At 44.2% G+C, this 21,835-nt stretch carries 15 protein-coding genes; 13 read left to right on the forward strand and 2 right to left on the reverse strand.

What is annotated here, in order from left to right; genetic code table 11:
- Nucleotides 1-67 precede the first annotated feature (67 nt).
- From ilvB to ilvC, 4 genes are all read left to right on the forward strand, one after another.
- Complete coding sequence (gene ilvB, locus BSCG_RS11765) at nucleotides 68-1,762, forward strand: biosynthetic-type acetolactate synthase large subunit (RefSeq protein ID WP_008776289.1); 1,695 nt, start codon at nucleotides 68-70, stop codon at nucleotides 1,760-1,762.
- A gap of 56 nt (nucleotides 1,763-1,818) precedes the next feature.
- Complete coding sequence (gene ilvN / locus BSCG_RS11760) at nucleotides 1,819-2,382, forward strand: acetolactate synthase small subunit (protein WP_008650275.1); 564 nt, start codon at nucleotides 1,819-1,821, stop codon at nucleotides 2,380-2,382.
- Nucleotides 2,382-3,125, forward strand: coding sequence for an acyl-[acyl-carrier-protein] thioesterase (locus tag BSCG_RS11755; protein WP_008650277.1), 744 nt, complete (start codon nucleotides 2,382-2,384; stop codon nucleotides 3,123-3,125). The genes ilvN and BSCG_RS11755 overlap by 1 nt, the downstream gene beginning before the upstream one ends.
- Nucleotides 3,126-3,192: 67 nt before the next feature.
- Nucleotides 3,193-4,236, forward strand: coding sequence for a ketol-acid reductoisomerase (gene ilvC / locus BSCG_RS11750; protein WP_008650279.1), 1,044 nt, complete (start codon nucleotides 3,193-3,195; stop codon nucleotides 4,234-4,236).
- Between the two features lie 476 nt (nucleotides 4,237-4,712).
- Here the strand turns inward: ilvC and BSCG_RS11745 are convergent, their stop codons facing one another.
- Nucleotides 4,713-6,650, reverse strand: a complete 1,938-nt coding sequence (locus BSCG_RS11745; RefSeq protein WP_050428045.1) for an AAA domain-containing protein — start codon at nucleotides 6,648-6,650, stop codon at nucleotides 4,713-4,715.
- A gap of 66 nt (nucleotides 6,651-6,716) precedes the next feature.
- Between BSCG_RS11745 and BSCG_RS11740 the strand changes: the two genes are divergently transcribed.
- From BSCG_RS11740 to BSCG_RS11715, 6 genes are all read left to right on the forward strand, one after another.
- Nucleotides 6,717-8,960, forward strand: coding sequence for an aconitate hydratase (locus BSCG_RS11740; RefSeq protein WP_008776292.1), 2,244 nt, complete (start codon nucleotides 6,717-6,719; stop codon nucleotides 8,958-8,960).
- A gap of 3 nt (nucleotides 8,961-8,963) precedes the next feature.
- On the forward strand, nucleotides 8,964-10,160 hold the full coding sequence (gene icd / locus BSCG_RS11735) for an NADP-dependent isocitrate dehydrogenase (RefSeq protein ID WP_008776293.1): 1,197 nt from the start codon (nucleotides 8,964-8,966) through the stop codon (nucleotides 10,158-10,160).
- Nucleotides 10,161-10,180: 20 nt separating this feature from the next.
- Nucleotides 10,181-11,524 carry a citrate/2-methylcitrate synthase gene (locus BSCG_RS11730; RefSeq protein WP_004299485.1) on the forward strand — a complete coding sequence of 448 codons (1,344 nt, stop codon included), beginning with the start codon at nucleotides 10,181-10,183 and terminating at the stop codon, nucleotides 11,522-11,524.
- Nucleotides 11,525-11,717: 193 nt separating this feature from the next.
- Entirely contained in the window at nucleotides 11,718-12,479 is a 762-nt protein-coding gene (locus BSCG_RS11725; RefSeq protein WP_004299486.1) for a DUF1295 domain-containing protein, read from the forward strand.
- Nucleotides 12,480-12,530: 51 nt separating this feature from the next.
- Nucleotides 12,531-13,754: an NADH:flavin oxidoreductase gene (locus BSCG_RS11720; RefSeq protein WP_004315786.1), complete on the forward strand. Its 1,224-nt coding sequence runs from the start codon at nucleotides 12,531-12,533 to the stop codon at nucleotides 13,752-13,754.
- A complete protein-coding gene (locus BSCG_RS11715) occupies nucleotides 13,751-14,602 on the forward strand; it encodes an SDR family oxidoreductase (RefSeq protein WP_008776294.1) in 852 nt (283 codons plus the stop codon). The genes BSCG_RS11720 and BSCG_RS11715 overlap by 4 nt, the downstream gene beginning before the upstream one ends.
- A 202-nt stretch (nucleotides 14,603-14,804) precedes the next feature.
- Here the strand turns inward: BSCG_RS11715 and BSCG_RS11710 are convergent, their stop codons facing one another.
- A complete protein-coding gene (locus BSCG_RS11710; protein WP_008776296.1) occupies nucleotides 14,805-16,460 on the reverse strand; it encodes an IS1182 family transposase in 1,656 nt (551 codons plus the stop codon).
- 140 nt (nucleotides 16,461-16,600) lie between these two features.
- Here BSCG_RS11710 and BSCG_RS11705 point away from each other — a divergent pair, with 140 nt between their 5' ends.
- The 3 genes from BSCG_RS11705 to BSCG_RS11695 all read left to right on the forward strand — a co-directional run bounded on the left by BSCG_RS11705 (nucleotide 16,601) and on the right by BSCG_RS11695 (nucleotide 21,742).
- On the forward strand, nucleotides 16,601-19,015 hold the full coding sequence (locus BSCG_RS11705; protein WP_032849563.1) for a TonB-dependent receptor: 2,415 nt from the start codon (nucleotides 16,601-16,603) through the stop codon (nucleotides 19,013-19,015).
- Nucleotides 19,016-19,055: 40 nt separating this feature from the next.
- Nucleotides 19,056-20,444: a DUF4374 domain-containing protein gene (locus BSCG_RS11700; protein ID WP_008776298.1), complete on the forward strand. Its 1,389-nt coding sequence runs from the start codon at nucleotides 19,056-19,058 to the stop codon at nucleotides 20,442-20,444.
- 89 nt (nucleotides 20,445-20,533) lie between these two features.
- A complete protein-coding gene (locus tag BSCG_RS11695) occupies nucleotides 20,534-21,742 on the forward strand; it encodes a PepSY-associated TM helix domain-containing protein (RefSeq protein ID WP_032849564.1) in 1,209 nt (402 codons plus the stop codon).
- Nucleotides 21,743-21,835: the final 93 nt, after the last annotated feature.

Genomic DNA, 21,835 nt, shown 5'->3' on the forward strand with positions numbered 1-21,835 from the left:
TGTAAACCATTCATTTTCAACTGTCATTTCTCAACTATCATTTATCATTTATCAACTATCAACTAATATGAAAGATTTAATAACAGGTGCAGAGGCTTTGATGCGCTCCTTGGAACATCAGGGAGTGACTACCATCTTTGGTTACCCCGGTGGTTCTATTATGCCGGTATTCGATGCCTTGTACGATCATCAAAATATATTGAACCATATCTTGGTTCGTCACGAGCAGGGAGCCGCCCATGCCGCACAAGGTTATGCCCGTGTGTCGGGTGATGTAGGTGTTTGCCTGGTGACGAGCGGTCCTGGAGCAACCAATACGGTAACAGGCATTGCGGATGCGATGATCGATAGTACGCCTATCGTGGTGATTGCCGGACAGGTAGGAACAGGCTTTCTTGGGACCGATGCTTTTCAGGAAGTTGACTTGGTAGGTATTACCCAGCCAATCACTAAATGGAGTTATCAGATTCGCCGTGCGGAAGATGTAGCCTGGGCGGTAGCACGTGCGTTTTACATTGCCCGTAGTGGTCGTCCGGGGCCGGTGGTACTGGACTTTGCCAAAAATGCGCAAGTAGAGAAAACGAAATACGAACCGACGAAAGTCGATTTTATCCGTAGTTATGTTCCTGTTCCCGATACGGACGAGGAGACTGTACAGGCTGCTGCCGAACTGATTAATAACGCTGAACGTCCGCTTGTATTGGTTGGACAAGGTGTTGAACTGGGAAATGCACAGAGCGAATTGCGCGAGTTTATCGAAAAAGCGGATATGCCTGCGGGTTGTACGCTGCTCGGACTTTCGGCTTTGCCGACAGAACATCCGTTGAATAAAGGTATGTTGGGTATGCACGGCAATCTGGGACCGAATATCAATACCAATAAATGTGATGTGCTGATTGCTGTCGGTATGCGTTTTGACGACCGTGTGACCGGTAATTTGGCTACTTATGCCAAACAGGCAAAAGTGATTCATTTTGATATCGATCCTGCGGAAGTTAATAAGAATGTAAAGGTAGATGTAGCTGTATTGGGAGATTGCAAGGAAACACTGGCTTCTGTGACGAAGCTCCTGAAAAAGAACACTCATACCGAATGGATTGATAGCTTCAAAGAATATGAGAAAGTAGAGGAGGAAAAAGTAATCCGTCCTGAACTTCATCCTGCCACAAACTCGTTGAGTATGGGGGAAGTGGTACGTGCGGTAAGTGACGCTACTCACCATGAAGCTGTTTTGGTAACAGATGTAGGTCAAAATCAGATGATATCTGCACGCTACTTTAAATATACGAAAGAACGCAGTATCATTACTTCCGGAGGGCTTGGAACAATGGGCTTCGGGCTTCCCGCAGCTATCGGGGCAACTTTCGGAGCACCGGAGCGTACCGTATGCGTATTTATGGGAGATGGCGGACTGCAAATGAATATTCAGGAACTGGGTACGATTATGGAGCAGAAGGCTCCGGTGAAGATTATCTGCCTGAACAATAATTACCTCGGAAACGTACGTCAGTGGCAAGCTATGTTTTTCAACCGTCGCTATTCGTTTACCCCGATGTTGAATCCGGATTACATGAAGATTGCTTCGGCTTATGATATTCCTTCCAAACGTGCTTTCACCCGTGAAGAACTGAAAGAAGCTATTGCAGAAATGCTGGCGACAGATGGTCCGTTCCTGCTCGAAGCGTGCGTAGTGGAAGAAGGCAATGTTTTGCCGATGACTCCTCCGGGTGGTTCGGTCAATCAGATGCTGTTGGAATGCTAGGGGAAGTTGAATATTGAGAATGGAAGATTGAAAGTTCGCAATTAAAATTTAGGATTATGAGTGACAAGACATTATATACGATAATAGTTCATTCCGAAAATATAGCCGGATTGCTGAATCAGGTAACTGCTGTATTTACTCGTCGGCAAATCAACATCGAGAGTCTGAATGTATCTGCTTCTTCTATTAAAGGTGTACACAAGTATACGATTACAGCCTTGACGGATAAGGACACCATTGAGAAGGTAGTGAAACAGATCGAAAAGAAGATCGATGTGATTCAGGCACATTATTTCACCGAGGATGAAATATACTTCCATGAGATTGCACTATATAAGGTATCTACTCCTGCTTTTCAGGAAACTCCGGAAGCATCCAAGTTGATCCGCAGATACAATGCCCGTGTAGTGGAAGTTAATCCGGTATTTTCTATTGTCGAGAAAAATGGTATGAGCGAAGATATAACCTCACTCTACGGTGAACTGAAGGCTTTAAATTGTGTTTTGCAGTTTGTACGGTCGGGACGCGTAGCGATTACCACCAGTTGCTTTGAACGGGTGAACGAGTTTCTCGATGGACGGGAAGCCATGTATAACCAGAGTAAAAACCAACAAGAATAATGAGTGAAGAAAATAAAATAGGAACTTATCAGTTTGTGGCAGAACCGTTCCATGTTGACTTTAACGGACGTCTGACTATGGGCGTACTGGGAAATCATTTGTTGAATTGTGCCGGTTTTCACGCAAGTGACCGTGGCTTTGGTATTGCAACACTGAACGAGGATAATTACACTTGGGTACTTTCGCGTCTGGCCATTGAGTTGGATGAAATGCCTTATCAATATGAGGATTTTTCAGTTCAAACATGGGTGGAAAATGTTTACCGCTTGTTTACTGACCGTAACTTCGCTATTATTGATAAGGATGGGAAAAAGATTGGTTATGCGCGTTCCGTATGGGCGATGATTAATCTCAATACCCGCAAACCGGCCGATTTACTGACCTTGCACGGAGGAAGTATCGTAGATTATGTCTGTGACGAACCTTGTCCTATTGAAAAGCCTTCACGTATTAAAGTGACAAGCGACCAGCCAATGGCTACCCTGACGGCAAAATACAGTGATATTGATATTAACGGTCATGTGAACAGCATCCGTTACATCGAGCATATCCTTGATTTGTTCCCGATAGAGCTATACAAGACCAAACGTATCCGCCGTTTCGAGATGGCGTACGTAGCCGAAAGTTATTTTGGTGATGAGCTCTCTTTCTTCTGCGATGAAGTGAATGCAAACGAGTTTCACGTAGAAGTAAAGAAGAATGGCAGCGAAGTTGTTTGCCGTTCGAAAGTGATATTTGAATAAATGTGAGAATACAAAATTAATTAATAACGGATGACGTAAGTCATCAAAAACTAAAAACAAAAAGAAAATGGCACAGTTGAATTTTGGAGGTACTACTGAAACTGTAGTAATCCGTGACGAATTTCCATTGGAAAAAGCTCGTGAAGTATTGAAAAATGAAACAATTGCTGTAATCGGTTATGGCGTACAGGGACCTGGACAGGCACTGAACTTGCGTGATAACGGTTTCAATGTAATCGTTGGTCAACGTGAAGGAAAAACATACGATAAAGCAGTAGCAGACGGATGGGTTCCGGGCGAAACTTTGTTCGGCATTGAAGAAGCTTGCGAGAAAGGTACTATCGTAATGTGCTTGTTGTCTGACGCAGCAGTAATGTCTGTATGGCCTACTATCAAGCCTTACCTGACTGCCGGAAAAGCTCTTTATTTCTCACATGGTTTTGCTATCACTTGGAACGACCGTACAGGTGTAGTTCCTCCTACTGATATCGACGTTATCATGGTTGCTCCTAAAGGTTCGGGTACCTCTTTGCGTACAATGTTCCTCGAAGGACGTGGCTTGAACTCTTCTTATGCTATCTATCAGGATGCTACAGGCAAAGCAATGGATAGAACCATCGCACTGGGTATCGGTATTGGTTCCGGTTATCTGTTCGAAACAACTTTCCAACGTGAAGCTACTTCTGACTTGACAGGTGAACGCGGTTCATTGATGGGCGCTATCCAAGGTTTGTTGCTGGCACAGTACGAAGTATTGCGTGAAAACGGTCATACTCCTTCTGAAGCATTCAATGAAACAGTGGAAGAACTGACACAGTCATTGATGCCGTTGTTTGCAAAGAACGGTATGGACTGGATGTACGCTAACTGTTCTACTACTGCTCAACGTGGTGCTCTTGATTGGATGGGCCCTTTCCACGACGCTATCAAACCGGTAGTTGAAAAGTTGTATCATAGCGTCAAGACTGGTAACGAAGCACAGATTTCTATCGATAGTAATTCACAACCTGATTATCGTGAAAAATTGAATGAAGAGCTCCGTCAACTACGTGAAAGCGAAATGTGGCAGACTGCTGTAACTGTTCGTAAACTTCGTCCGGAAAATAATTAAGCTGGATAAATTATACAAGTTTCTAAAAGGGAGAGGGCTGTTTGCTTTCTCTCTTTTTTTTGTTAAAAAGAGATTTAGAAATGAACAAATGAGGCTTGCCGAAATTTTTTTTCAAAAATATATTGATTATATGGACAAAAAATGCAAGTTTATGTTTATCTTTGCGTCATCAGATAAAATAAACGAGAAGTATGAATTAACTTAACCAGCTCTGAAGAATGATTAACATCACTAAATAGATAAACGAATGACGCTGCTTTTGATTTTTCAGAAGTGGTGATTTAGTGTGTTTTACCTTTGTGGAAGTTGATATTTCTTTTTAAGATCTGTATTTGTATATTGAAAATAAAAGTCATTTATTGACTTCTTAAATAAAGAATAGTACTGATGTGAAATAAAATATTGTTTGTTTTGTTTGTGTTAAAACGAAGTGCGGTTTCGTGAGAAAGTGCACTTTGTTAAAAGGAGGATTAAATTTAATCCTCCTTTTTAATGAATAACATCAGTCTTTTATAGAAAGGATGTTTGGTAAGGGTGGAGGCATCTCCTAATATAACAAGCTTCATTCGTGCCCTTGTAATCGCTACATTCATTCTTCGCAAATCATTCAGGAAGCCAATCTGTCCATCCTCGTTGGCACGTACAAGACTGATGAAAATAACATCTCTCTCCTGTCCCTGAAAACCGTCTACCGTGTTTACGGTGATGAGGCTGCGGAAGGGACGTAAAAAGCTATTCCCTTTGATCTTTCCCCTCAAATATTGCACTTGCGCTTTGTAGGGTGAAATCAGACCGAAATCAATTCTTTCATCCAGTATCCGTTCTTTGCCGATACGTTCGATATATGCTTCCAGTTCCTGTAGTAATAGATTGGCTTCCTGCTTGTTGATGCGTCCGAAGCTCTCGCCTACAAAATCTTCGTGAAAGTCCATTTCTGAAGTATCAATCCAGTTCATAGGAGTGTCAAAGTCAAGAATACCTCGGTAGCGTACTTCCGGGGCGGCTTCCAATTCTCCGTGGTAGAACCAGTCGGAAGGAAACTGCATGATGGCCTCGTGCATTCTGTACTGTACTTTTAGTAAAGAGACAGCAGAAGGCTTTAGCTGAACCACTTTTTCCATTAACGTGTGATCCAGTCCTCCACGAGCGGCTTCTATACATTTGATAGTCGGCGGAAGCTGGCAATGATCTCCTGCAAGGATGACACGGTCTGCCTTACGGATGGCAATCCAGCAGGCAGCTTCGAGGGCTTGTGCAGCTTCGTCGATGAATAAAGTCGAAAAACGACGTCCGTTGAGCAGGCGGTGGTTGCTGCTGACTAGGGTAGAAGCAATCACACGGGCACTGTCGAAAAGATCGGCATTGATTTGAATTTCCAACTCCGTGGCACGGTCGCGGAGACGACTCATGCGATTACGCATTCCTTCCCGTTCAGAATAACTACCCCGGCGCATCCGGCTACCCATTTCGCGGATAGATTTGCGGATTCCCCAAAGCTCCGGATAGGCAGGATGACTTTCAAACCGGCGTTCGTAAGTGGATGAAAGCATTTTGTCGTTGACTCGGGTTGGATTTCCAATGCGGAGCACGGGTACTCCCCGGTCTACCAGTTTCTCACAAATCCAGTCGACAGCTGTGTTGCTTTGCGCACAGACAAGCACTTGTGGTTCCCGGTGTAACGTTTCGTAAATCGCTTCGACAAGAGTCGTTGTCTTTCCAGTTCCCGGAGGACCGTGAACAATAGATACGTCACGCGTACAGAGCACCTTGTTAACAGCTGTTTCCTGTGTACTGTTCAGCCATGGAAAGCGGACAGGATATAATTCGCGGAATCCCGGCTTTTGGGTACCCAGCAAAATGTCGCGCAGTTCCGCCAGGCGGTTGTCCTTGGCACGTATCGTGTCTTCCAGTGCCTCGAACATGGCCCGGTACGATGTTTCGTCAAAATAAAGTTGTACCCCCAGTATACCGTCAGTTTGCAGTTCCGCTAAAGCTCCCGCTCCGGGGAGTACAACGACCATTCGTTCTTCGTCGGCAAAGCTGACGGTAGCGATGAAATCCATATACTTCACTTTTCCTTCGAATGACTGGTGGAAAAAGCAAACAGGACGGCCGAACTCAAAGGAATGCTCTATTTCTTTATTTTCGGTCCGTGTAATATCTATTACAAGCTGATTCAGCGAATTGTAGTAACTTCGGCCAAGAGAGACAGGATACCAGCAGAGACCGCGCTTCACTTTACGGGCAACACCCATTGTTTCGGTCTGCCGCTTAAATTCTTCTTTCTCATATTCATACTCCATCCGCAGGAGGAGTTGCTGTTGCTGAAGGTCTATAATGGGACTTTTCGGATTATTACTCATAATAGGCGCAAAGGTAACAAATCTTCGTTCCGGGTAGAAAAAATATTTCATTTTGTTAAACATTACTCGAACGCCGTTCGTTATTTTAATAGATAGACTAAAAAAACAAAAAGCAATATGGTATATGATGTGACTATGTTAGAAGCTTTCTACGCTGCTTATAAAGGAAAGGTAGAACACGTACGGGCTATACTGAAACGCCCTTTGACGTTGGCCGAGAAGATTTTGTATGCTCATCTGTATGATGTAGCCGATTTGAAAGATTACAAACGGGGGGAGGATTATGTGAATTTTCGTCCCGACCGTGTGGCTATGCAGGATGCAACTGCGCAGATGGCTTTGCTTCAATTTATGAATGCAGGTAAGGATCAGGTGGCTGTGCCTTCGACAGTGCATTGCGATCACTTGATACAGGCGTATAAAGGCGCAAAGGCGGATATTGCTACGGCAAGACTGACTAATGAAGAAGTATACGACTTCCTCCGTGATGTATCTTCCCGTTATAGCATCGGCTTCTGGAAACCGGGAGCAGGAATTATCCATCAGGTAGTGCTCGAAAACTATGCTTTCCCTGGCGGTATGATGGTGGGAACAGACTCTCATACGCCTAATGCAGGCGGACTGGGCATGGTGGCTATCGGTGTCGGTGGCGCGGATGCCGTGGATGTGATGACAGGAATGGAATGGGAGCTGAAAATGCCAAAGATTATCGGTGTCCGTCTGATCGGAAAACTAAGTGGTTGGACCTCTCCGAAAGATGTGATTCTGAAACTGGCCGGCATCCTTACCGTAAAAGGAGGAACGAATGCTATTATCGAATATTTTGGTCCCGGAACCGAATCCCTTTCTGCTACCGGGAAAGCTACCATTTGCAATATGGGTGCCGAAGTTGGAGCTACTACCTCTTTGTTTCCCTTTGACGGGCGCATGGCTACTTATTTGAGAGCTACCGGAAGAGATTGTGTAGTCGATTGGGCTGAATCTGTTGGTGCAGACCTTCGTGCAGACGACATTGTGACCGACGAACCATCCAACTATTACGACCGTGTGATTGAAATTGACTTGTCAGAACTCGAACCTTATATAAACGGGCCGTTTACACCGGATGCCGCTACTCCCATCTCTGAATTTGCAGAAAAAGTGTTATTGAACGGCTACCCCCGTAAAATGGAGGTGGGCTTGATAGGTTCATGTACCAATTCTTCTTATCAGGATTTGAGCCGTGCAGCTTCTCTGGCAAAGCAGGTGACAGAAAAGAATTTGAGCGTCGCTTCTCCACTGATCGTCAATCCGGGTTCGGAGCAAATTCGGGCTACTGCCGAAAGAGACGGTATGATTGAGGCTTTTGAACGGCTGGGAGCCACGATTATGGCAAATGCTTGTGGACCTTGTATCGGTCAGTGGAAACGTGAGACGGATGATCCGACACGAAAGAACTCAATCGTCACCTCTTTCAATCGTAATTTTGCCAAACGCGCTGACGGTAATCCCAACACCTATGCATTTGTAGCTTCTCCGGAACTAACGATGGCGTTAACAATAGCCGGTGATCTCTGTTTCAACCCGTTGAAAGACAGACTGGTGAATCATAACGGAGAAAAAGTGAAACTCTCCGAGCCTGTAGGAGATGAGCTTCCTTTGAAAGGTTTTGAACAGGGAAATGAAGGGTATATTGCCCCGCACGGAGCAAAAACGGAAATCAGGGTAAAACCGGATTCCCAACGTCTCCAGCTTCTGACTCCTTTCCCGGCATGGGACGGACAGGACTTGCTGAACATGCCTTTATTGATTAAAGCACAGGGAAAATGTACTACCGACCATATCTCTATGGCAGGTCCGTGGCTCCGCTTCCGGGGACATTTGGAGAATATTTCCGACAATATGCTGATGGGAGCTGTCAATGCTTTCAATGGTGAAACGAACCGTGTTTGGAATCGTTCGACAAATACTTATGGAACAGTTTCCGGTACGGCAAAGATGTATAAATCCGAAGGTATTCCGTCTATTGTTGTTGCCGAAGAGAATTATGGAGAAGGTTCCAGCCGTGAACATGCAGCCATGGAACCACGCTTCCTCAATGTACGTGTCATTTTGGCTAAGAGTTTTGCCCGTATCCACGAAACAAATCTGAAAAAACAAGGAATGCTTGCTCTTACTTTTGTAGATAAAGCAGACTATGATAAAATTCGGGAACACGATCTTCTGTCCGTATCAGGCTTAGTCCATTTCGCACCGGGGCGCAATTTGACGATTGTTCTTCATCACGAAGACGGAACGAAAGAAAGTTTTGAAGTGCAACATACCTATAATGAACAGCAGATAGCTTGGTTCCGTGCCGGTTCTGCCTTAAATGCAAGATAAAAAATGAGCAAAATAACCATGCAAACAGATGGTACGCTGTTGGTACCCGATGTGCCTACCGTACCTTATATTACCGGCGATGGAGTAGGAGCCGAAGTGACTCCTGCCATGCAAGCCGTAGTGGACGCAGCTATCCGGAAAGCATACGGTGGCAAACGTCGTATCGAATGGAAAGAAGTGTTAGCGGGAGAACGTGCCTTCAACGCGACTGGTTCCTGGTTGCCGGATGAAACAATGGAAACCTTTCAGGAATACCTGGTAGGAATCAAAGGTCCGTTGACAACTCCTGTCGGAGGTGGAATCCGTTCGTTGAACGTAGCACTGCGTCAGACACTTGATTTATACGTCTGTCTTCGTCCGGTTCGTTGGTATCAGGGAGTACAGTCGCCTGTCAAATCACCGGAGAAAGTGAACATGTGTGTGTTCCGTGAAAATACGGAAGATATTTATGCAGGTATCGAATGGGAAGCCGGAACTCCGGAGGCTGAAAAGTTCTATCAATTCTTGAAAGACGAAATGGGCGTGACAAAAGTCCGTTTCCCGGAAACCTCTTCTTTCGGTGTGAAACCTGTATCATGTGAGGGCACGGAGCGTCTTGTGCGTGCTGCCTGCCAGTATGCGCTCGACCATCATTTGCCTTCCGTAACACTGGTGCATAAAGGGAATATCATGAAGTTTACCGAAGGTGGTTTCAAAAAATGGGGCTACGAACTGGCGCAACGTGAATTTGGCGATGCTTTGGCAGATGGCAGACTGGTGATAAAAGATTGCATTGCGGATGCTTTCTTACAAAATACACTCCTGATTCCCGAAGAATATTCCGTGATAGCCACCTTAAACCTCAACGGAGACTATGTTTCTGACCAACTGGCGGCTATGGTAGGCGGTATCGGTATCGCTCCGGGAGCAAATATCAACTACCAGACAGGTCATGCCATCTTTGAAGCGACTCACGGAACAGCCCCCAATATTGCGGGAAAAGATGTGGTGAACCCTTGTTCTATTATCCTTTCGGCAGTAATGATGCTCGAATATTTTGACTGGAAAGAAGCGGCTGCTCTGATAGAGAAAGCCTTGGAACAAAGCTTCCTGGACGCTCGCGCTACACACGATTTAGCCCGTTTTATGCCGAATGGAACCTCCCTCTCTACTTCCGCTTTCACTCGTGAGATCGTGGAAAGAATTGAAAAACAAAAGTAACGAATAAAAAACGAAGAAAGATGAAAAAAGAGTACTTGATTTACAAGCTTTCCGAGGAAATGAAGGAAGCTACCCGGATTGATACAGAATTGTTCTCCAAGTTTGATGTGAAGCGCGGATTACGTAATGAAGATGGCACAGGTGTATTGGTAGGTTTAACCAGAATCGGTAATGTAGTAGGATATGAACGTGTTCCGGGGGGGGGACTGAAACCCATACCGGGAAAACTGTTCTATCGCGGTTATGATGTAGAAGATATTTCTCACGCTATAATCAAAGAGAAACGCTTTGGCTTCGAAGAAGTGGCTTACCTATTGCTTTCCGGACGTCTGCCGGATAAAGAAGAATTGCTTTCTTTCCGTGAGTTGATTAACGACAATATGCCGTTGGAACAGAAAACGAAAATGAACATCATCGAGTTGGAAGGAAACAACATCATGAATATTCTTTCACGCAGTGTATTGGAAATGTATCGTTTTGACGCAAATGCGGATGATACCTCCCGGGATAACCTGATGCGTCAGAGTATTGAACTGATTTCAAAGTTCCCCACTATCATCGCTTATGCTTATAATATGCTTCGTCATGCTACTTTCGGACGTTCTCTGCATATCCGCCATCCGCAGGAAAAGCTCTCTATTGCCGAGAATTTCCTGTATATGCTGAAAAAAGACTATACCGAACTGGATGCACGCACCCTCGATTTGTTATTGATTCTTCAGGCGGAGCACGGTGGTGGTAATAACTCTACTTTCACCGTTCGCGTTACTTCTTCTACCGGAACAGATACTTATTCGGCCATCGCCGCTGGTATCGGTTCGCTGAAAGGTCCGCTTCACGGAGGTGCCAATATTCAGGTTGCCGACATGTTCCAGCACCTGAAGGAAAATATCAAAGACTGGACAAGTGTAGATGAGATAGATACTTACTACACCCGAATGTTGAACAAAGAAGTGTATAACAAAACCGGACTGATCTATGGTATCGGACATGCCGTTTATACCATCTCCGACCCTCGTGCTCTTCTATTGAAAGAACTGGCTCGCGACCTTGCCCGTGAAAAAGGCAGAGAAAGCGAATTTGCTTTCCTCGAACTGTTGGAAGAACGTGCCATCGCTACTTTCGGACGGGTTAAAAACAACGGAAAGACAGTGTCCAGCAATATCGATTTCTATTCGGGCTTCGTGTATGAAATGATCGGTTTGCCGCAGGAAATCTTCACTCCACTGTTTGCCATGGCACGTATCGTAGGCTGGTGTGCACACCGCAATGAAGAATTAACCTTCGACGGTAAACGGATTATCCGCCCGGCTTATAAAAATGTACTTGATGATTTGGCTTATATCCCAATTAAGAAACGCTGATAAGAACCAATCCTTTTATTGAATAGATAAGTAATCCCGGATGTGTGTCTGATCATTTCAGGTGTGCATCCGGGAAATTTTATATTTTCTCCTTTTTTATGTTCGTAAAAGAATGTACTTCAGATTCTTTCTATTTTTTGTATCGTCGTTTATCTCATTTTTGTTATTTTTGCGTGTTACAAAATAGATCGGTATGAGTATAGATACTTTTAATCTGTTTCTGGGGGTGATGAGCCTGATTGCTTTGTTTGTTTTTATCGCCCTTTACTTTGTGAAAGCCGGATATGGTATTTTCCGCACAGCATCGTGGGGCGTAGCTATCTCCAATAAACTAGCCTGGATATTGATGGAAGCTCCGGTTTTCGTGGTGATGTGTGTGATGTGGATCTATTCCGAACGTCGGTTCGAGCCGGTGATTTTCACTTTCTTCCTCTTCTTTCAAATTCACTATTTTCAGCGTGCTTTCATCTTCCCTTTGCTATTGAAAGGGAAAAGTAAGATGCCGCTGGCAATCATGTCGATGGGAGTTCTTTTTAATTTGTTGAATGGCTATATGCAAGGAAAATGGATTTTCTATCTTGCTCCCGAAACGATGTATCAAGCCGGTTGGTTCACTTCACCGTGGTTTATTATAGGCACACTGCTCTTCTTCGCAGGTATGCTGTTGAACTGGCAGTCGGATTATATCATCCGTCATTTGCGCAAACCGGGAGACACCCGGCATTATCTGCCTCAAAAAGGAATGTACCGTTATGTCACTTCCGCCAACTATTTCGGTGAGATAGTAGAATGGGCAGGTTGGGCGATACTCACTTGTTCACTTTCCGGTCTGGTCTTCCTTTGGTGGACGATTGCTAACCTTGTTCCCCGTGCCAACGCTATTTGGTGCCGTTACCGCGAAGAATTCGGAGACGCAGTGGGAGAACGGAAACGAGTGTTCCCTTTCCTTTATTAGGGGCGTTTTTCATCATGACTGACGTATGACTTAAATAAAATATCAACTACTATGGAATCTAAACTTTTTAGCCCGGTCACCTTTGGCCCTTTGACGCTGCGGAATCGAACGATCCGTTCGGCAGCTTTTGAGAGCATGTGTCCGGAGAATACTCCCACGCAAATGTTGCTGGATTACCATCGGTCGGTAGCTGCGGGGGGAGTGGGTATGACAACAGTGGCTTATGCTGCCGTGACACAAAGCGGACTTTCTTTCGACCGTCAGTTGTGGTTGCGTCCGTCCATTATTCCCCGTTTACACGAACTGACAAAAGCCGTGCACGATGAAGGTGCCGCAGTAGGTATACAAATCGGGCATTGTGGAAATATGTCCCATAAAAATATATGTGGTGTCACTCCTATATCCGCATCTTCAGGCTTCAACCTCTATTCTCCTACGTTTGTGCGTGGAATGGAAAAAGAGGAGCTGCCGGAAATGGCGAAAGCGTATGGAAATGCAGTCAATCTGGCGAGGAAAGCCGGATTTGACGCCGTTGAAGTACATGCGGGGCACGGCTATTTGATTAGTCAATTCCTGTCTCCCTACACCAATCATCGGAAAGATGAATATGGCGGTTCGCTCGAAAACCGGATGCGTTTTATGGATATGGTGATGGAAGAAGTGATGAAAGCGGCAGGCAGTGATATGGCAGTTTTCGTAAAAATGAATATGCGCGACGGTTTCAAAGGAGGAATGGAGATAGACGAATCCATACAAGTGGCCAAACGACTGTTGGAACTTGGCGCTCATGGATTGGTGTTGAGTGGTGGTTTTGTCAGCAAAGCGCCGATGTATGTAATGAGAGGTGCCATGCCGATTCGTTCGATGTCTTACTATATGAATTGTTGGTGGCTGAAATACGGAGTCCGTATGTTTGGCAAATGGATGATACCCTCTGTACCCTTCAAAGAGGCCTATTTCCTTGAAGATGCACTGAAATTCCGTGCGGCTCTTCCGGATGCGCCGTTGATTTATGTCGGTGGTCTTGTTTCCCGTCAGAAAATAGATGAAGTGCTCGATTCCGGTTTTGATGCCGTGCAGATGGCGAGAGCGTTACTCAACGAACCGGGATTCGTGAACCGGATGAAACAGGAGGAACAAGCACGTTGCAACTGTGGACACAGTAATTATTGCATAGGACGTATGTATACGATAGAAATGGCTTGTCATCAACATTTGAAAGAACAATTACCTTCCTCTTTACAAAAGGAAATTGATAAACTGGAGAAAAAATGAGTGAAATGAAATGGGCAATCATCACCGGTGCGGACGGAGGAATGGGAACAGAAATAACACGTGCCGTAGCCAAAGCCGGTTATCGAATCATAATGGCTTGTTATCATCCGAAGAAAGCGGAGGTTGTTCGTGAACGTTTGAGCAAGGAAACCGGAAACCCGGATTTGGAGGTTATGGCTATTGACTTATCTTCCATGCAATCCGTAGTTGCTTTTGCCAGTCAGATCTTAGAAAGGAATCTTCCCATCTCTTTGTTGATGAATAATGCCGGAACGATGGAGACAGGTTTTCATACTACTTCCGAAGGATTCGAACGAACGGTAAGTGTGAACTACATGGGACCTTATCTGCTTACCCGGAAATTAATTCCGCTGATGGTGCGTGGAGCGCGTATCGTAAATATGGTTTCCTGTACATACGCAATCGGCAAGCTCGACTTCCCGGATTTCTTTCATAGAGGGAAAACGGGAACGTTTTGGAGGATTCCTGTTTACAGTAACACGAAGCTGGCTTTATTATTGTTTACTTTCGAACTTTCCGAGCAACTTCGAGAGAAGGGGATTACCGTCAATGCTGCCGATCCGGGAATTGTTTCTACTGATATCATCACTATGCACAAGTGGTTCGATCCGTTGACGGATATTTTTTTCCGTCCTTTTATCCGTAAACCCAAGAAAGGGGCTTCTACGGCAATCGGTTTACTGTTGGACGAAAAGGAAGCTGGTGTGACAGGACAACTGTATGTCAATAACCACCGGAAAAACTTGTCTGATAAATACACGAATCATGTGCAAAAAGAGCAGTTGTGGGAGGTAACGGAACGTGCGTTGGCGAGTTGGCTGAAGTAGGGTTTCTTTTCTTTTTTTATTTAAATTATCTAGTATTTACTTATATATAGGTATTGTACATATCTATATACCTCATTTTTGTTGTCTTATTTTTACCAATAGATAGGGATTGTTTGGCACTTCTTTTTCTGCTTGGAGGTGTGTCGTAATGCACGATGCACCTCTTTTTTTGTTCATCACTATACAAATCTGTTCACTTTCTTTAAGCTGCGATCTTTTGAAGATTTCTTTGATTTATGTGTTCCCAGCATCTAAAAACAGCAGTTGTAAGCTCATAAAACAGTCTAATCAGCCAGTTCATACCCTTTTTTGTCAGTTTTGCACACATCTTTTTTATATTGAAGGCAATGGCTAGGAAGGCAAAGTCCATGAAGACCTTGTCCTTTCCAAAATGTCGGAAACGTTTGTAGTTCATATTGTTTTTAATTTGTCCGAACACGGCTTCCGGTTCTATGCATCTCTGCCCTCTGTGTTTCAGTCCTTTCTCAGAGCAGAGCAGTTCTTTGGCTCTCCGCTTGTATTGTCTAAGCCTATGATTCAGTTCTATCGTCCTGTTTCCTTTTGCTTTAAAACAGCGGCATCGCAGGGGACAGCCTTCACACCTGACAGCTCTGTACCGTGCATTTTCGTTGACATATCCGGATGCGGTTTTCACATTCCTGGTGCCTATCCTCCGCATCCTTTGCCCCATAGGGCAGATGCAGAAGTCATGTTCTTCATTGTAGTAGAAGTTTTCGGCCTTGAACGGGTCCGGTTTGAATCTCGGCCGCTGCTCCATGTGGAAATAGTTGTACTTTACGTAGGCTTCCATGCCGTTTTCGGACATGAAGCGGTAATTCTCTTTGGAGCCATAGCCGGAATCAGCAACCACCGTATGGGCCATCCGGTCATACCTGTTTGAAAAAGATTGCAGGAAAGGAATCAGGGTCAGTGTATCCGTAGGGTTCGGGAAGAGTGCAAAATCGGTGATGAACTGATTTTCGGTGCCGATTTGAAGGTTGTAACCGGGCTTCGTCTGTCCGTTGCGCATGGCATCCTCCTTCATTCTCATAAAAGTAGCGTCCTTGTCCGTCTTGGAATAGGAATTCCTCTCTTGCAGCGTTTCCAGATGGCAGTCGTATTCCTGCAGTTTGTCCCTGTGTTCTTCCAGTTCCTTCAACTGTTTGCGTTTCTTTTTCAGTTCAGTCTTTTCCTCTTTCGCGGATGGCTCGGAAACCTGTTCCAGTGCATGACGCAATTCTCCTGCCATTTCAGTCAGCATGGCCGGAGTGAACCCAACCTCCTCATTGTTCTCTGATGACTTCTCCCGGGCAATGACATCGTCTATCTGCCCTAACAGGACATGTATCTTCTTCATCAGGCGTTCACGGTTCCGCTCAACCGTTTTTCGCCAGACGAAAGTGTACTTGTTGGCTTTGGATTCGATCTTTGTCCCGTCAATGTATTCCACATTCAGGCTGATGAAGCCTTTGGAAGAGAGAAGAACTACGGTTTGCGTAAACACCTCGTTGATTTCCTTCTTCACCCGGTTGCGGAAACGGTTGATGGTAATGAAATCCGGTTTCTCATATCCGGCCAGCCAGATATAATGGATGTCACGGTGAAGGAGCTTTTCAATTTTCCGGCAGGAGTAGATGTTGTTCATATAGGCATACAGAATGACCTTGAGCATCATCCTGGGGTGGTAAGGGCTGCGCCCGCATTCCTTATACAGCTTTCTGAAACTTTCAAGATTCAAGCCCTCAACCAGGGCGTCAACCATGCGCACCGGATCGTTTTCTGCAATATCCTCATCAATTCTTTGAGGAAAAAGAACGGTTTGGTTGGGATTGTAAGGACGAAAATGTATCTTTGTCATAGTGAAATTCTTATGCCTAAAGATACAAAATCTTTAGGTAATAACAAAGCCCCAGCTTGTGAAAGTCGGGGCTTTGTGCGTAAAAAACAGAAGGTGTGCATTTTGACACACCTTCTATAAAGTAAAAAGGTAAAAAGGAGATGAGCAATAAATGTTTTTTGGTTTTTCTGGCATTCTTGTTTTCCGTATCCGTATATTCACAACAGGGGCGTCACCGTAGTAGTTTAATTTCGGGCAGAGTGATGTCCACAGAGAAAGAAGTGGTGGATTTTGCGACAGTTTATCTGAAAGGAACCAACCAAGGATGCTATACAGATGAAAAAGGTATATATCATTTGAAAACTACAGCAGGTGAATATACACTCGTCGTTTCGGCTATCGGTTATCAAACGGTAGAAAAGAAAGTTAAATTAGCCAAGGGAGAAAGAATAAAAGTAAACGTCACTATCGCACCGGCGGTAAAAGAACTGGGAGAGGTGCTGGTCACGACATCCGGAGTCGGTCGTGTGAATCAATCTGCTTTTAATGCGGTAGCCATTGATGCGAAGAAATTGCATAATAGTACGCAGACTTTGGCGGGTGCACTGACTAAAGTGCCCGGTGTAAAACTCCGCGAATCAGGTGGAGTGGGATCGGATATGCAATTGTATATCGATGGCTTTAGCGGAAAACATGTGAAAATCTTCATTGACGGCATACCACAGGAAGGAGCCGGTGCTGCATTCGATTTGAACAATGTTCCTATTAATTTTGCTGACCGTATAGAAGTCTATAAAGGAGTAGTTCCCGTAGGATTCGGAACCGATGCTATTGGGGGAGTGGTTAATATTGTCACCAACAAACAACCCGGAAAGTGGTTTATGGATGCTTCCTATTCTTACGGTTCGTTTAATACTCATAAATCATACGTGCGCTTCGGACAAACGTTCAAGAATGGTTTCATGTATGAGGTTAATGCTTTTCAAAACTTTTCGGATAATGATTATTATGTAGACACTTACGTACGCGAATTTGAGATTAAAGAAGATGGAAGCGTACGTTTTCCGCCACTTGATAAAAATAAGATTTATCATCTGAAACGTTTTAATGACCAGTATCATAATGAAGCCGTGATTGGAAAAATCGGCCTGGTAGGAAAGAAATGGGCAGACCGTCTGGCGTTGAGTTTTAATTATTCCCATTTCTATAAAGAGATACAAACAGGCGTTTATCAAGATGTCGTGTTCGGTGAAAAATTCCGCAAAGGACATTCGTTGGTCCCTTCTTTAGAATATTACAAAAAGAACTTATTGGTGAAAAACCTGGATCTACTGTTGACTGCCAATTATAATCATAATATCACCAACAATGTCGATACCGCTTCGCGGGCTTACAACTGGCGTGGAGATTTTTATGAAAAAGGTAGCCGGGGAGAACAGTCTTACCAGAACAGTGAATCTAAAAATAAAAACTGGAATGGGACGCTGAAGATGAATTATCATATCGGACAGGCGCATACGTTTACTTTCAGTCATGTAATCAGTGATTTTGAACGTACGAGCCGCTCTACCATCGGTGCTTCTTCCAAATTCACGGACTTTTCTATTCCTAAAATCACCCGTAAAAACGTCAGCGGGCTTTCTTACCGTCTGATGCCGTCGGACAGATGGAATGTGTCGGCATTTGCCAAATATTATCGGCAATACAACAAGGGACCGGTATCGCAGAATACGGATGGAATAGGCAATTATATCAATCTGTCCAATACGGCAAGCGCTCTTGGATATGGAGCGGCAGGTACCTATTTTATATGGAAAGATCTTCAGGTGAAACTTTCGTACGAAAAGGCTTTCCGCCTGCCGACCACGGACGAACTCTTTGGAGATGAAGACCTTGAAGCTGGCAAAATGAATCTGAAACCGGAGAAAAGTGATAATGTCAATTTGAGTTTCAGCTATAATCATCAGTTTGGCAAGCATGAATTGTATGCCGAGGCCGGTTTGATATATCGGGATACGAAAGATTACATAAAAAGAGGACTGGACGTATTGGGAGGAACAAGCTACGGATATTATGAGAACCACGGTCACGTAAGGACCAAAGGGTATAATTTGTCATTGCTTTATAGCTTCTCGCGTTGGTTTGATATAGGAGGAACATTCAATAGCATCGATACTCGTGATTACGAAAAGTTTCTGGCGGGTTCCTCTTTGCAGGAAAGCATGCACTATAAAGTGCGTATGCCGAATCTGCCCTATCGTTATGCTAATATCAATGCAAATTTTTATTGGAATGACCTGTTTGTCAAAGGAAATGTGTTGAGCATCGGCTATGATAGCTACTGGCAGCACGATTTTCCTCTTTATTGGGAAAATCTCGGAGATAAAGATTCAAAGAATATGGTGCCGGAACAGTTTTCTCATAATCTGTCTTTGTCCTACACCATGAAGAATGGACGTTATAATGTATCATTTGAATGTCGGAATTTCACCGATGCCCAACTGTTTGACAATTTTAGCCTGCAAAAAGCGGGGCGCGCATTCTATGGAAAGTTCAGAGTGTTTTTCGGTAAATAATAAGAGTAAGTTTTTAGTATCAATCAATAATAAAGAATATATGAAGAAGTTTTTATTACAGGCTTTTGCCGTAGCTTTTTGTTTGAGTAGCGGTGTGTTTGTGGCATCTTGCGACGATGATAATAATCCGGTGGATAACCCGCCAATTGATGGAGAAACGGCTTATGTGGTGGCTGCCACAACCGGTGAAGCAAGTTATTTGGTAGTAGCCAATTCTTTGGATGAAGGAACAGTGTCGACTCAAGGGAATGGAACCGAGGTGATTGGCGGTACCTATTGGGTATATAAAGGATTGGATTATGTGTTTGCTTTAGTTTATAATAAAGGTGGCGCAGGTACAGGAGCTTCCTATTATCTGGGGGCAGATGGTAAAATGAAAGAAAAGTACACATACACTTATAATCGTATCACGTCTTATGGAACCTGGGGGGATAAAGTGGTGACTGTTTCCACCGGGGACTCGAAAATAACAGATGAGGATCAGAATGTGGCTCAAGCATTGTTGTTCAACTATTTGGATGCGACCGATGGCAGTCAGGAAGAGGGTACCTTGCTTGCCGAAAATTACTTGGGTAATGGTGAAAAAGTTTCATGGGCAGGTCTGGTTGAAGCTAACAATAAGATTTATACATCTGTCATCCCAATGGGAATGAGTAAGTACGGTATTAAAAAATGGCCGGAAGCTGTGACAGATCAGGAACTTGTGACTAAGACTGACGGTGGTAGCGGCAGCGGTGCATATACAGCCGGTGTCATTCCTTCTACACAATACCCGGATAATGCTTATGTGGCAATTTATAGTGGCACGAACTTCAATGAGACTCCGGTGATTGCCAAGACTGATAAAATAGGCTATGCATGCGGTCGTATGCGTTCACAATATTATCAGACCATTTGGGCCGCTGATAATGGTGACGTCTATGTGTTCTCTCCCGGATATGGACGTACGGCAGTTTCATCTTCAGATTTGAAGAAGGTAACAGGACAGAAGCCTTCGGGCGCAATGCGTATCAAAGCAGGCGCAACAGATTTCGATCCGGATTACTATGTGAACTTTGAAGAGATAGGCACTAAACATCCTATTTTCCGTTGCTGGCACATCTCTGAAGATTACTTCCTGCTTCAATTGTATAAAAAGGGAGCGGAAGATATGATTAGTGGCGGTACAAGTGCAGATGTCAGCGAATTAGCTGTTTTCAAGGCGGAAGATCAGACGATTATGCTTGTTACAGGTCTGCCGGCTGACGGAAAGTTTGGTGGCGAGCCTTATGGAGAAAAAGGGTATGCTTATATGGCTGTCACTGTGACTACGGGCGAGAAACCGGCCTTCTATAAAATAGACGCAAAAACAGGCAAGGCAGTCAAAGGTTTGACGGTAGAAGCTGACGCTATCACTACGGTAGGTAAGATGGAATATCTTTCAAAATAATACAGTCGGTTAAATAGAGAATCTTTTGTATATAAAAGCCTGCCGAGCGGAAAGCTTTGCAGGTTTTTTCAAGAAATAGGATTGAAAACATGAAAAAAATATTCAGAAAGATACATTTGTGGCTTTCCGTCCCTTTCGGACTGATAATAACTCTTGTCTGCTTCTCCGGTGCCATGCTGGTATTTGAAAATGAGGTGAATGAGTGGTTTCGACGCGATCTTTACTACGTAGAAACGGTAAAGGAGTCTCCTCTTCCTATGGATAAGCTGCTTGAAAAAGTGGCGACGACATTGCCTGACAGTGTATCGGTGACCGGTGTCAGCATATCTTCTGATCCCGGACGTGCGTATCAGGTTAGTCTTTCCAAAACACGTCGTGCATCTTTGTATGTAGACCAGTATACGGGCGAAGTAAAAGGAAAAAGCGAGCGTAGCGGCTTTTTTATGTTTATGTTCCGAATGCATCGCTGGTTGCTGGATAGTATGAATCCGGGAAATGAAGGAATCTTTTGGGGCAAAATGATTGTAGGTGTCAGTACGCTTTTACTTGTTTTTGTACTGATTTCGGGAATTGTCATTTGGTGGCCGCGTACACGTAAAGCATTGAAGAATAGCCTGAAAATAACAGCAACAAAAGGTTGGAGAAGGTTTTGGTATGACTTGCATGTGGCAGGTGGAATGTATGCTCTGATCTTTCTACTGGCTATGGCACTGACGGGGTTGACCTGGTCTTTTCCGTGGTATCGGACGGCTTTCTATAAGGTCTTCGGGGTAGAAGTACAGCAACGTGCCGCCCAAGGACATGAACAGAAAAGTGATGCTCAAAAGAGGGATACCAAACTGGCAGCCCATCGGGAAAAGAAAAGAGAAGGAAATGAGGTTCGAAAGGGTGAAAGAGGCGGACGTCCGGAAAACAATCACAGTGATATGTACTCGGTAACTTCACCCTTCGTTTATTGGCAGGAGATTTATGATAAACTAAGACGTCAGAATCCGGAGTATAAGCAAATCAGTATTTCTTCTGGTACGGCAAGCGTGTCTTTCAACCGTTTCGGGAATCAGCGGGCATCTGACCGTTATTCTTTCAATACGGATAATGGTGAATTTACAGAAACAAGTCTTTATCAACATCAAGACAAGTCGGGAAAGATTCGTGGTTGGATTTATTCTGTGCATGTTGGTAACTGGGGAGGAATGTTTACTCGCATACTTACCTTTATTGCTGCCTTATTGGGGGCTGCACTACCACTGACTGGATATTATTTATGGATAAAAAGACTCATAAAGGTACGGAAATGAATGAAATTTTTTCCTACTATAAAGTTGAAAAACATAAAAACATCTGCCACCTGCAACGAAACGTGTGTAATTCACTAGTTAATAGATAGTTGT

Origin of the sequence: Bacteroides sp. 2_2_4 (genome assembly GCF_000157055.1) — a bacterium.
In the GTDB taxonomy this organism is placed as follows: domain Bacteria; phylum Bacteroidota; class Bacteroidia; order Bacteroidales; family Bacteroidaceae; genus Bacteroides; species Bacteroides ovatus.